Source organism: Providencia sp. Me31A, assembly GCF_050487165.1.
In the GTDB taxonomy this organism is placed as follows: Bacteria; Pseudomonadota; Gammaproteobacteria; order Enterobacterales; family Enterobacteriaceae; genus Providencia.
Genome location: NZ_JBKQGZ010000029.1, coordinates 1 through 12958, shown reverse-complemented (window position 1 = coordinate 12958; position 12958 = coordinate 1). Strand labels below are relative to the sequence as shown.

The 12958-nt window shown below is 39.1% G+C and carries 10 protein-coding genes; 8 read left to right on the top strand and 2 right to left on the bottom strand.

The features are described from left to right. Nucleotides 1-23: 23 nt before the first annotated feature. The 3 genes from ACLPIE_RS19555 to ACLPIE_RS19545 are packed head-to-tail and all read left to right on the top strand — an operon-like array spanning nt 24 to nt 2512. Nucleotides 24-983: an AEC family transporter gene (locus ACLPIE_RS19555; protein WP_430263392.1), complete on the top strand. Its 960-nt coding sequence runs from the start codon at nt 24-26 to the stop codon at nt 981-983. A gap of 3 nt (nt 984-986) precedes the next feature. Continuing rightward, the gene (locus ACLPIE_RS19550; protein ID WP_430263391.1) at nt 987-1595 is read left to right on the top strand and encodes a malonate decarboxylase holo-ACP synthase; all 609 of its coding nucleotides are present in this window, start codon (nt 987-989) and stop codon (nt 1593-1595) included. Between the two features lie 11 nt (nt 1596-1606). Beyond that, nucleotides 1607-2512, top strand: a complete 906-nt coding sequence (locus ACLPIE_RS19545; RefSeq protein WP_430263390.1) for an ACP S-malonyltransferase — start codon at nt 1607-1609, stop codon at nt 2510-2512. A gap of 73 nt (nt 2513-2585) precedes the next feature. Here the strand turns inward: ACLPIE_RS19545 and ACLPIE_RS19540 are convergent, their stop codons facing one another. Together ACLPIE_RS19540 and ACLPIE_RS19535 are read right to left on the bottom strand one after the other, a co-directional pair. Then, on the bottom strand, nt 2586-4274 hold the full coding sequence (locus ACLPIE_RS19540) for a carboxylesterase family protein (protein WP_430263389.1): 1689 nt from the start codon (nt 4272-4274) through the stop codon (nt 2586-2588). A 118-nt stretch (nt 4275-4392) separates the two neighbouring features. Next, the gene (locus tag ACLPIE_RS19535) at nt 4393-5340 is read right to left on the bottom strand and encodes a LysR family transcriptional regulator (RefSeq protein ID WP_430263388.1); all 948 of its coding nucleotides are present in this window, start codon (nt 5338-5340) and stop codon (nt 4393-4395) included. A gap of 1583 nt (nt 5341-6923) precedes the next feature. Here ACLPIE_RS19535 and ACLPIE_RS19530 point away from each other — a divergent pair. From ACLPIE_RS19530 to ACLPIE_RS19510, 5 genes are all read left to right on the top strand, one after another. Further along, nucleotides 6924-7058 (top strand): hypothetical protein, encoded by a 135-nt coding sequence (locus ACLPIE_RS19530; RefSeq protein ID WP_430263387.1) that lies wholly within the window; start codon nt 6924-6926, stop codon nt 7056-7058. A 145-nt stretch (nt 7059-7203) separates the two neighbouring features. Then, nucleotides 7204-7440: a hypothetical protein gene (locus tag ACLPIE_RS19525; RefSeq protein WP_430263386.1), complete on the top strand. Its 237-nt coding sequence runs from the start codon at nt 7204-7206 to the stop codon at nt 7438-7440. A gap of 71 nt (nt 7441-7511) precedes the next feature. Next, nucleotides 7512-7856 carry a helix-turn-helix domain-containing protein gene (locus ACLPIE_RS19520; RefSeq protein ID WP_430263385.1) on the top strand — a complete coding sequence of 115 codons (345 nt, stop codon included), beginning with the start codon at nt 7512-7514 and terminating at the stop codon, nt 7854-7856. Between the two features lie 689 nt (nt 7857-8545). After that, nucleotides 8546-10255: a ShlB/FhaC/HecB family hemolysin secretion/activation protein gene (locus ACLPIE_RS19515; protein WP_430263384.1), complete on the top strand. Its 1710-nt coding sequence runs from the start codon at nt 8546-8548 to the stop codon at nt 10253-10255. A gap of 11 nt (nt 10256-10266) precedes the next feature. Continuing rightward, on the top strand, nt 10267-12873 hold the full coding sequence (locus tag ACLPIE_RS19510) for a two-partner secretion domain-containing protein (protein ID WP_430263383.1): 2607 nt from the start codon (nt 10267-10269) through the stop codon (nt 12871-12873). Nucleotides 12874-12958: the final 85 nt, after the last annotated feature.

Genomic DNA, 12958 nt, shown 5'->3' with positions numbered 1-12958 from the left:
AATCTATATATTTCAGGTGATTTATGACTTACGTAATTATTCATGCACTGGCACCAATTTTTGTTATTATGCTACTTGGATATTGGGCTGGTAAAGCAAAAATGGTTGATAATCATGATGTTAGTTTGCTTAACATTTTCGTAATGGATTTTGCCCTTCCGGCTGCATTATTTAGCGCCACCGTTCAAACGCCATGGGTTGGTATTATTGCGCAATCAACTTTAATATTAGTACTTACTCTTGCAATGTGGATTACCTACGCTGCTATTTATTTTCTTGCAACAAAAACCTTTAAAAAATCGCCACAAGATGCTGCTGTACTGACCCTTACCGTTGCTCTTCCAAATTATGCTGCTTTAGGTTTACCAATTTTAGGTAGTGTATTAGGTGAAGTGCCATCAACTTCCTTATCTGTTGCCGTGTCCATTGCTTGTGGTTCCGTTCTTATGACCCCATTTTGTTTATTGATCCTTGAGCGCGAAAAAGCACGTAAAGAAGGTGGGAATTCAGGGTCTAGCATTTCAATGTTGCCTATTTTGATGTGGCGTTCAATTAAGAAACCCATTGTTGTTGGTCCTTTATTAGGTGTCATACTCTCGGCGTTGAATATTCAAATGCCCGAGATTGTACTTGCGACACTAAAACCACTCGGTTTATCTGCAACAGCAGGCGCACTGTTTTTAACTGGGTTGATTTTGTCAGCACGTAAATTGCAAATAAATACAATGGTTATAACTTCTACTGTTGCTAAGTTGTTGATCCAACCAGCGATAGCTTGGGGAATTGTCTTAATATTAGGGTTGCATGGCTCAGTTGCTATAACGGCTATTCTTATGATTGCATTATCTGCCGGTTTCTTTGGTGTCGTGTTCGGTAACCGCTTTGGCGTGCAGTCGCCAGATGCAGAAGCTGTGCTATTACTAAGTTCGATTTTAAGTATTCTTTCATTACCACTATTCATGTCATTAACATCAGGAATTTAATTTATGTCCATAACATTACGTCCGCATGATCTTATTTGGTTAAATGGACGCGATGCGTTGGAAGGTATAACAGAAGGCTGGGTTGATGTTCATTGGCACGCAGACCTCCCCGTTGTTGTACGACGTGATTTTGATAAACAAGGACGAATCCCTGTAGGAGTACGGGGATTAAACCGTAACCAGAGAGCGCCAGCGTGGGTCAATTTAGATAATATTGTTCGAATTTGCTCTCCTGAATCGTTAACCTCTTCACAAACACTATTAAAATCACCTTTTGTATCGTTATCTCCTATACAAATGGCCTTATCGATATCACGACATGTATGGCCATGGGTATGGGGTATCACAGGAAGTACCGGCTACGCTTTAGCGACGGGTATACCTGTTATGCATTCCTCAAGTGATCTAGATTTATTAATCCGTGCGCCACAACCTCTCCCATATGAATCACTAGAATATTGGCAACGCCTATTAACACAAGGTTCCTGTCAAGCTGATACGCAAATTGAAACGCTAAACGGCGCTTTTGCTCTTAATGAATGGCTACGTGATGGTAAAGCATTATTAAAGACATCTCAGGGGCCTCGCTTGGTGGATAACCCATGGTACTAAGGAGATTATAAATGAAAATCTTGTTTACCTTTCCGGGGCAAGGTACCCAGTATCCCAACATGCTGAGAAATTTACCGGGAACAGAATTAGATCAAGCAAGAGATATATTAGGTTCAGAAATCGATTCTCTAGATACTAAAGAGGCATTGAAACATACGCGAGCCGTACAATTATCACTATTAATTGCAGGTGTAGCTTGGGCAAGAGAACTACAGCGTCATGGCGTAACACCTGATATTGTAAGCGGTCTATCTATTGGTGCATATCCTGCGGCTGTTATTTCTGGCGCACTAGATTTTGTTGATGCGGTTAAGCTAGTTGCTCTTAGAGGCGACTTGATGGAACAGGCATATCCCCATGGCTATGGTCTGACCGTAATTATAGGGCTTACTTTTTCACAGGTTGAATTATTGATAGAAAACAGCGGCACTTATATTGCAAATTTCAATTCAGAAACACAAATCGTTATTGCAGGTGATGATGAGAGTATGGCTAAAGTTGCTAAACAAGCGCTATTAAAAGGGGCATCTAAAGTTCATCGTCTCGCAGTAAGTGTTCCTTCTCATTGTGCATTACTTGCTGAACCAGCACAAAAGCTAGTCGAAGCCTTTAGCCGTGTATCACTTTCTCCTCCTAAATGCGCATACCTAAGTGGCAGCACAGGACGTGTGTTATGGCAAGCTGAGCGTATCGCGGATGATCTCGCTATGAATATGGCACGTATGGTACGTTGGAATGAAGCAATCGTTTCTGCGGGTGAGAGAGAAGCAAGACTTGCGATAGAAATGCCTCCTGGTGAGGTTTTAACTTCTCTAACCAAACAAGCAGGGTGGGAAGGTGAATCTATTTCATTAGAACATGATGGGATAGATGTTGCGGCATACTTAGCGAAACGTTTAAGAACACATGATTATTAATACTAATTTTAATTTATATATTCAGCCCAATATAGGTTGGGCTGAATGTTAACTTTAGTATTGAAGTGAATAGCTATTGCGCTTTTTGGGCAAAATGCGCATCTAAAGGTTCACTGAACCAACGTCCATTTAATACCTGTGTCACTAACTCATGTTTTTCTTTGGTTGTTACAGTGTTATCTTGCTCTATCAAATCAATCACATCATTATATGTATAAGGCTTATTGCTCATATAAATAATCGATTTTTGTTTATTTTCATCTATGATTAGTAAAGACTCACCGGCTTTCTCATTTTCAGGCGTCCAACGTTTCCATACCACCTGACTTGCATTCGTGGGTTCACCATTTAGCAAGAAGCTCGCTAAATAACCATTCAAATTTTTCCTTGTATCTATAGTGCCTTCCAGTTTTTCTAATTGTTCGGTGAATGGCATAAATTTAGTTTTATCCCATAGTGAGAGGAAAATACCGTGGAATGAACCAAGAGGTGCGAGTTGGCTACCTGTGACGACTTCATTATTTCCTATTGCAAGCTCCACACCATAGATTGGAGCGTCATAATAAGGATACATTGTTTTTGCGGATTGATTCACATTAAATAAACTATATAGCAAGCTGCCATATTTGTTCACAAAATGATATTGGTTCAACAATTTTGTATTCGTTGCTAAAGAATTATCAGCGATTGCGCTGGAAAAACGTTTGTCTCCTCTTGCAAATAAAGAAAACTCCCCTTGTCCTGTTACCATGATAACAGGGACTGAATTGTATTTATCTGTTTCAAAACCATTTTTAGGTAAAACCGTACCATCACGATATAAATGTGGAAACTGAGACATTCGAATACCCGCATCACCAAATAAATTAGCTAAATCTACAGCAGGGAGTTGGTAGAGATAATCTTTTACATCTGATGAATGACTAAGTATCCACGTTTTAGCTGATGCCTGCGTTGATTTTTTTCCATCACGAACCGCAAGTTTTGCCAATCTATCAGCAAAAATTTGTGCGGATGCATCTTTATCAGATGTGGTCATTCCGCCGCTAAATACAATCGCTTTATTGAATGAATTTTTAAATATTGGAGAGATCAGCATGGCCATAACATCACGCCCCCCAGCTGAAAAACCGGAGATAGTAATATTATCTGGGTTTCCACCAAAGGATTTAATATTATTTTTTACCCAATCTAATGAAAGTTTAATATCTAATAGTGCATAGTTTCCTGAGTCTTCAACTTTATCACCAGTATTTAGTACATTAATGGGGTTAAAACCAAGTGCCCCAAGACGATAATTAACGGTCACAATAACAGCATTTAATTCTGTAGCAACAACTTGAGGATTAAATTCAGCCGATGTACCAAATTGATTATTACCACCATGTAAGTAAAATAACACTGGCAGGTTTTGTTGGTTATTATCAGGGCGGTAAATATTAAGATTTAAACAGTCCTCAGCCCCTATTGTGCCTTCCTTACTCATTTGAATGCAATCAACAGCAGGTTTCGTGGCATCAAATGGCATTTGCCACAGGTTAGCAGGTTGTGGTTTTTTCCAACGTAAATCACCAATCGGTGCTTTACCGTAAGGTATGCCTGTCCATGTGAACAAACCTTCTTGGGCTATCCCTTGCACTTTCCCTGCTGTTGTTTCAACAATTAAATTTGTAGCATGAGCTTGTGAGACCAAAGCTGACAGTAAGAAAAAACTTACTGTGCTGGTTTGCACTAATGATTTTTTTATTTGAGTGGTTAGCATGATGTTTCCTTATTATTACAATATACTATTAGTCTTTAATATTGTGCATGCAGCCTCAATCTAATAAAAAAGAGGATAATAAATATTTAGTTAAGTTTGATGTTCAAAATAATGATATTTATTTGGTCGTTTTATGTAGATTTCGTGTATACATCCTCACCTCAGCGACCAATGCCAGTAAATTTGGGTCTCGTTCACGGTTTCGGGGAAAGGCTATTGAGATAGCTTGTTGCATTTGATAGGGCTCTGCTAATTTAAGGAGCTGGACTGAGTTTTGATACATACTTTTCATTCGTCCAGGCATGAGAGTGAAACCAACCCCAGCTTGAACTAAGCTCAACATAGAAAAAATATCATTTACCTGAGTAATAATTTTGGGCTCAAAACCAGCAATATGAAAAGCATTTTGAAATCCTTCATAGGTAGCAAATCCTTCCGCTAATGACACAAATTCTATGTTTTGGTAATCACGTAAATCAGCAGGAGAAGAAGTATCAAGTTTTACTGACATTGGTGCAGCAAGATATATGTCATCATAAAAAAGAGGTAAGCTAACTAAGTTATTATTTATTAGTATTTTTTCTTCCAACGATAACAAAATGGCATCTAGCATTCCCTCTTCTAGTAAATTTAATAATGTTTGATTTGAACCCATCGTTAAATGTAAGTTGAGGTCAGGGCGGCGAAGCTTCATCCCTTTTAATAATAAAGGAACGGTTTCTAATGTTAGGGAATAAAGAGTACCAATACGTAAATGGTTTTTTCCAATTCCAGCCGCTTTACGAGCCTCAATTAAGCCATTAGACATGTGCTGGAAAGATTCTTGACAATATTTTAATAATATATTGGCAGCTGGTTGGCTAATTAGATTACGCCCTTTATGGATAAATAGAGGGCAGTTGATTTCATCCTCAAGTGAATGTAACGCACGATGAACACTAACATTACTAAGATTTAATGCTTCGGCAGTTTTCGCAATGCTGCCTTTTTTCATGAATGTAATGAAAATACCCAGTTTTCTAAAGGAAATATTATTGTTAAACAATAAATTTATCGTTTCATTCACATAAACTCTCCACTTTTAACGCTAAGTTAGCAATTTCTCAGATTATAGGCCACTAGTCATAATAGATTTTTGCTGCATGAGCGATTACCCCAAAGTCAAATGTGGGGTATTCTATAGTTCTACATACTTTATAAAAAAATAATTAGCAACTGTTGCTAATTCAAATTTTGTTTACCGTGGGATTGAAAGAGTAAACGGGGTTACTGCAAGAGAATATTGTTGTCAAAGATTTATGTGGGCAATATCAAACTTAACTAATTTGCTCAAAGGTAAAGATGACAAGGGGGATAAAGCTTGCAGTTTATCCACTGCAAAAACGAATATGGCAGTACCGATTAAGATTATGATAGAAAACTTTACTATCCATAACTAAGAAAGAATCGTGCTTACTGAATTTCCTAAGAGGTTGCTATGAATGTTCTGATTCTCGGTGCACGTGCACCTGCTTTGAATGGATGCGAGCCTTTGAAAAATCAGGGGGGACTGTAAGCGTTGGCGATTCATTGAGCAAGCCGCTTAGCCGTTTCAGCCGCTCGGTGCAGCACTATATCGGCTTACCTGAACCGCGACAGAACCCAACTGCTTGGGGCGAAGCACTTGAGACAGCGATGCAAAATCAGCATTTTGTTCTGCTACTGCCAACTTGTGAAGAGGTATTTTACTTGGCTCATTGTCTCAAGCGGCTATTACCGTTGGATCAGGTGTTAACTAGCGGTTTTTCACTGTTGCACCTGCTCTCCAGTAGGGGAAATTAGAAACATTCTGGATCATTGACCAAATACAATGCTCATTGCTGGACGCCGCAGAGAATTTTCCTGATGGCTTTGACACTTATTTCGTGTGACCTAGCTGGGTTAGGCATGATAAACAACATGAGGAAAAATATCTTTATCTAAAGAGATAATTATTTTCTACACTAGATCAAAAGTATACGTCGTATAAGAAAAGAGTCTGATTAGTCATTATTACCCAAAATTAGAGTAACAACTTGGATTTGATTTTTCTTGAATTTAATTATTTTGTCTGGTTTTTATCATTTACTGTTAATATGAGTAAGGCACTTTATGAAGAAAATGATTATAATGAATTGATTTATATTGAGATAAAAAAGACATCATTTTTTTGTTAACATTTATACTTTCAATTTTACTTACCATTGTTGTTAAATTGTGATTTTTCATGTATCAACAAAGGTATAGGAAAATATGCAGCATTTAAAGCTTTATTTTTATTCTTTTTTTTGATTTTTCTAGATTTATATACGTCAGTCATGGGTTCTAAAAAAGACTAGATAAGTTTACTTATTTGTTTTTTATGATGAAATATTTTGTAGTATTTTGTAATAAAATGAAACTTAATATTTAGCCTTATTGGGGATAATTTAAATACTGAAAATATATGATTATAATAAGCCTATCGAATTAACTTCTATGATGGAGTTTATTAGCGATAAATCGATATTGAAAATAAATAAAAATCAATTAAATATCTAACATTTTTTGTTGGAATTTTAGCGTTTCAAAATTTCAAAAGGTAAGATTTTATTTATATAAATATTGTTATTACTTCATAGGGTTTATTTCATGTTTGAGAAAACCATAGTCGCATTATCTTTAACTTCTATTTTTGATGTTAAATTTACTGCATATCCAGTTGCTAATTTAATAGTAAAAAGAACAATTACGCCAAAAACATGTAATAGTAAAGGCCAAAATTAAGTTGGCTTGGAATAAGTATTTGATATTTATTCATATACGTTTTCGGCATCGAGTTATTCAGTTTAATGTATCTGTACTATCAAAAAATATTTAACTTTTGCAATGTTTATTAAGTATTGATGAGCTTAATAGCCAGAGTGCATTTTTGGGTGGAATATCGATTGATGGTGTTCAGCTTTATTTTGATAGTCCTTTGGAAGTGAAAAATGGCGATACCTTTCCCTTTTCTGCCAGTGTATTTAATAAAAAATGTGATTATATGGACGTCATCATGAGGGAAGGGAATTTATTAAGCAATGAGCAATTGGTTATTTCGCCTTTAAGCCGTTGCGGATTTAAAAATTCAAATAACGATACAATAAAAGTTACTCATAACGAATGATGTTTATCTATCAACTGAAATGATACTCAAAAAATTGATTTTATCATTCAGGTATAGGGGGTATCTAACATATGAAAAATGTAGATAAAAATAGTAAGCCAGAAAATAATATTTACTCATCCATAATAGGGAAAGAACTTAGAAATATTCGTAGAAAAAAAAGATTTTCTGGCACTAAAGTTGCTAATAAATTAGGTATTTCACAGCAACAATATTCACGTTATGAGTGTGGGAAATGTCGAATTTCTGTAGATACTTTATTAAATATTCTTTTTTTCTTAGATTGTGATGTCGATAATTTTTTTAGTGAATTAATCATTAAATTAAAAACACATCACAGTGAACATCCTGATGTTAATGTAACGTTAAATGACGCTCATAAAGAGATTGAGAATTATTTCGAAAAAACAAACTAAATTTGTTTATATTCGTTCGTCAGAAAGGTGTGGTGATTCTCTTCGTCAGCGGTATTACGGAAGTGGTAGTCGACATTCAGCCACAAAGGGTACATGGATAACCGAACTGTGTCCTGTCATGATGCTTATTGGAGTGACATAGTGAATTTAGTCACTTCAATAGGCGGTGATAATCATTCAAATTTACCGCTTATAGCGGATATATCAAGTGGGAGAGTTAGGTTTTTAATTAAGATTTAACGATAACCACATTTTACCAATAAATCATATCATAGCGCTTTAGTTGACAGAAGGAACCCACCAAGGTTGTTATACATTGCCTTGGGATAGTATGAACACAGGCATATGAAAGGTCATCGGGGCACAAAAATATAAATCGTATATTTTAGCCGAAAAATCACTTGGTTTTTAATGCGTAGATTATAAATAATTATTTATAAAATCAAGGAGATCGCAGATGCATTATAAATTAAATGCGGAGATATTATTTGTTGATATAGCCTGAACAAGCTATTTTTGCCAGTCCTAAATTGCGTTAAATTTGACACATTTTTTAACAAAAAATGCGTTTTAATTTATTGTTCTTCTTGTCGGTGTGTGTAAATATTAATCGGTAATTTCACTTAATAAGTGTTTTTATCTAATACGTAAATTTAACTTAACAATATCCACCAATAGACAGGAATTCAATGAAACGGAGCTTCTTCTGGCGCTGCGGCGTATTTTCTTTTGCTTCAATATCCATATTCTCAGCCTTCGCTGCCCCCCAAGCACCCGAAAATGCGGAACGTTTATTGCAGCAGCAAACCCAGCAGCAAAACGCGCAGCAGCAACAATTTGAGGCTAAGGCTCCGGATGTGAGCTTGTCTGTGCCTGTTGTAAAAAGCCAATTGAAATTTTCTGATGAAATACCCTGTTTCACTATTAAGCAGGTTTTAGTCACAGGACAAGAGTCCTTACCCCACTGGGTACCCGTTCAACGCTTAGCGAACCAAGCTATCGGGCATTGTATCGGTGTCGAAGGGATTAACCATTTAGTCACTGATATGCAAAATCGGTTGATTAGCCACGGCTGGATAACCACTCGCGTATTAGTGCCCGAGCAAGATTTGTCATCGGGTATTCTTAAATTGGTGGTGATGCCGGGTAAAGTCCAAAAAGTAATTTTTACTGACGATTCATCAACCTACAGCGCATTATACAGTGCGATGCCAGCCCGTGCGGGTCATTTATTGGATTTACGTGATATTGAACAAGGGTTAGAAAACCTACAACGCTTGCCAACCGTGCAGGCCTCGATGGAAATGGTGCCAGGAGATGGGCCGGGTGAGACCCAAATTGTGATTAAGCGCGAACAGTCACGTTATTGGCATGCAGGCGCGTGGTTGGATAATACTGGCTCAAAAAGTACGGGGAAAAACCAAGCAGGTGTGATGCTAGCATTGGATAACCCAACATCACTCAGTGATCTTTTTTACCTTACCGCCACACGCGATTTAAGTTTTTCGAGCGATAAAGACACCACTAACTACAGTGCACACTACTCGGTGCCGTTTGGTTATTGGCAGTTTGCCACCACAGCAAGCGATTATGAATATACCCAAACGATCGCGGGTGCAAACAGCGATATTAAATATCGCGGTAAAAGCAAAAGTCTAAATCTACAACTAAGCAATGTGCTTTACCGTGATGCGACGGCAAAAACCACGGCGACCTATGATGTCAATTTACGTGAGACACGCAACTTTGTGGGGGAAACTGAAATTGGCAACCAAAAACGTCGAACGACGGCGTGGAAGTTGGGGCTAAATCATCGCCAATATGTCGGGCAATCAACTATTAACGTGGGGGCGAGTTACCAACATGGCACACGTTGGTTCGGGGCAATGCCTGCTTTTGAAGAGTTTCGCAGTAAAGACTCCCAAGATTATGCAACAGCGCTAGCCGTGGTTATGCAATTTAATGCATCGGCCAGCATTCCTTTCACATTCGCTGAGCAATCTTTGCGTTTTGATACTCAATATTCGCGCCAAATGAGCGATCGTCCCTTAACACCGCAAGATCAATTCAGTATTGGTAACCGTTGGACGGTGCGCGGCTTTGACGGTGAACGTACTCTCAGTGCCGATGAAGGCTGGACACTTCGTAATACTTTGTCGTGGTCACTGCCTATCCCTGCTCAAGAGCTCTATGTTGGCGCTGACTATGGCAAAATTAGCGGACGTTGGACAGATATGAATTTAGGAACTCACCTTGCTGGTGGTGTTGTCGGCCTGCGTGGTGCGATAAACTCCGCCAATTTAAGTTATGACCTCTCGATAGGTACCCCTTTCTCTAAACCCGATGGCTTTAGAACCGACCCTGCCACTTTTGCTTTCTCTGTAAACTGGAATTATTAAGGACTCTCAGGATGAACAAATTATTTTACCGCCTAATTTTTAATGCCGCTCGCCAGATGGTGATGGTGGTTTCAGATATTACGCGCAGTCATCGTGCGGGTCCTGCGGGTTCGAGTGAACATCGTGTTGAGAACACAAAAAGTGGCCGAGTGCGCTGGTCAGTTAAACCGATAGTGACGTCTTTGTGGTTCACATTGGGCATGGTGAGTTTCAGTGTTTCGTCATCCACCATTGTTGCGGATGGTAAGGCACCGGGCAACCAACAGCCAACTATTGTTAACACGCAAAATGGTTTACCCCAAGTCAACATTCAAGCGCCAAATCGGGATGGCGTTTCACGCAACCAATACAGCCAATTCGATGTGGATCATAAAGGGGCTATCCTCAATAACAGTAGCACCAATGTGAATACACAGCTTGGTGGTATTATTCAAGGTAATGATTGGCTTGCCAAAGGGGAAGCTAAGATTATCTTGAATGAGGTCAATAGCCGTGACCCAAGTCAGCTCAATGGTTTCATTGAAGTGGCAGGGAAAAAAGCGGATGTGATCATCGCGAATCCTGCGGGGATTACCTGTAACGGTTGTGGCTTCATCAATGCCGATAAAGCCTTACTATCGGCGGGTAAAACGTTGATAGAAAATGGTAAAATCAAAGGATTTGAGGTCGATAAAGGCCGTATTGATATTCTCGGTAAAGGCTATAACGGTAATGGGACTAACTACACCGCGCTGATTGCTCGTTCAGTGAATATTAATGCCAAATTACATGCCAAAGACTTAGCCATTACCACCGGTAAAAATACGGTTGCAGCAGATGGTCAAACCCTTCTGAAAACGGATAACTCAGTGGCTGAGGATAGTCCAGAATTTGCTCTCGATGTTGCTGCACTCGGTGGCATGTATGCCAATACCATCAAAATGCGCGGGACAGAGCACGGTGTGGGCGTGCGCAATGCGGGGCATATCGGTGCAGAGGCGGGAGATATTACCCTATCGGCTGATGGTAAGATTGGTAATAGTGGAGCGATCACTGCAAGTCAAAATATCACCCTAAACAGTCAGGAATCCATTCATAACCAAGGTACTGTTTTAGCTCAGCAAAACGTGAAGCTTAATGCAAAACAGACTATTACTAACACCGATAAAGGCCAAATGGTTGCGGGGCGTGACGCGACCTTAAATGCTGCACAAATAAACAGCGACAAAACCGCTTTGCTTGCAGCAGGGGTTGATAGCAAAGGCAAACTCACTTCTGCGGGTTCGCTAACCGTTAAAGGCGATAAAGACGTAGCATTGCAAGGCGATATTGTTGCCAAAGATTCACTAACAGCAACAGGCAGCGCCTTAGATTTATCCCATTCCAATACCCAAGCCAAAAATATTAAGTTGACAGCGAGTGCTGCGGATATTCGCACCCAAGAGGCGCATTTACTGGCAACAAACAATGCAACATTGACGGCCAAACGTGGCATTGATAACCAAAAAGGGGAGATTGTCGCCAATCAGCTGACATTGTCAGCGCCTGAGTTTATTGATAATCAACAAGGTAAATTAGTTCAAACGGGTAACTCAAAAAACACCTTAAAGACCCAAGTATTGAGTAACCAACAAGGGGAAATCAATCTTGCAGGTGATACCTCTATTATCACTAATCAACTGAATAACCAATCCGGTAATGTATTCAGCCGTGATGGCAAAGTCGATATTCAAAGCCGAAACCTAGATAACCGCCAAGGCACCATACTCGCTTCTGGTAAGCAAGGGCTGACACTCAAAACAGATACGCTGGATGGGCAGAATGGGGAAATTCTGACCAATGGTGGATTGGGGCTAACTGCTAAATCGGTGAATTTCGACAATGCAACCACTCAAGCAGAACAAATCACGTTACAGGCTCATGCATTATCTCATCGTCAGGGCAACATGTTGCAGACGGGTGATAAAACGATGACGCTCAATATTGCTAATGGTTTGGATAATAACCAAGGAAGTATCGCATCCAAAGGTGATTTGAACTTACAAGCAGGGGCAGTTGATAACACGGATGGCAAATTACTCACCAGTACAAACCATCGTTTAGACCTGACGTCTACTGGCGAAGTGAATAATACGCGTGGCGTTATTCAAACCGATAAATACCTAATGATCAAAGCGGATAAACTGCTCAACCAGCAAGGTAAAATCAGCAGTTTATCCGGTGCTGCTTTATTAACGGCAAATCGTTTAGAGGGTGAAAAAGGCACTATTTTTGCGCAAAATGCATTGCGCATAGAAAGCGCTGATATCAATTTAAACCAAGGCTTCACGCAAGCAGGCCAAGTTTCTATTTTAGCCAACAACTTTACCCATCAGGGTGCCACCTTACTGCAAACAGGAGAAGGCAAAACTGAGCTACACATTCAAAACCAATTTGATAACCAGAAAGGTGAAATTTCCAGTAATGGTCAAATTGATATTGTGGCAAACGGGCTAAATAACCAAGACGGCAAAATTATTGCGGCCAAATTGGGGCATTTGACGCTAACTATCCAACAGGCGTTGAATAACGCGCAAGGAACATTATTAGGTAATCAAGGTGTCAATGATCTTCAAAAAATCCACCACGATGATCATTGAAAAATACTCCACCTAATATCTAAAAAAATAATCTTAATCTCGGTGTTTAAAACGATAAGACTCGTTACCCGTTTCAAGAATGTGG

Bases quoted from the DNA above. Each gene is read 5' to 3' on its own strand.
- ACLPIE_RS19510 (WP_430263383.1), top strand. From the start codon at position 10,267: ATGAACAAATTATTTTACCGCCTAATTTTTAATGCCGCTCGCCAGATG.
- ACLPIE_RS19555 (WP_430263392.1), top strand. From the start codon at position 24: ATGACTTACGTAATTATTCATGCACTGGCACCAATTTTTGTTATTATG.
- ACLPIE_RS19515 (WP_430263384.1), top strand. From the start codon at position 8,546: ATGAAACGGAGCTTCTTCTGGCGCTGCGGCGTATTTTCTTTTGCTTCA.
- ACLPIE_RS19545 (WP_430263390.1), top strand. From the start codon at position 1,607: ATGAAAATCTTGTTTACCTTTCCGGGGCAAGGTACCCAGTATCCCAAC.
- ACLPIE_RS19530 (WP_430263387.1), top strand. From the start codon at position 6,924: ATGTTTGAGAAAACCATAGTCGCATTATCTTTAACTTCTATTTTTGAT.
- ACLPIE_RS19520 (WP_430263385.1), top strand. From the start codon at position 7,512: ATGAAAAATGTAGATAAAAATAGTAAGCCAGAAAATAATATTTACTCA.
- ACLPIE_RS19540 (WP_430263389.1), bottom strand. From the start codon at position 4,274: ATGCTAACCACTCAAATAAAAAAATCATTAGTGCAAACCAGCACAGTA.
- ACLPIE_RS19550 (WP_430263391.1), top strand. From the start codon at position 987: ATGTCCATAACATTACGTCCGCATGATCTTATTTGGTTAAATGGACGC.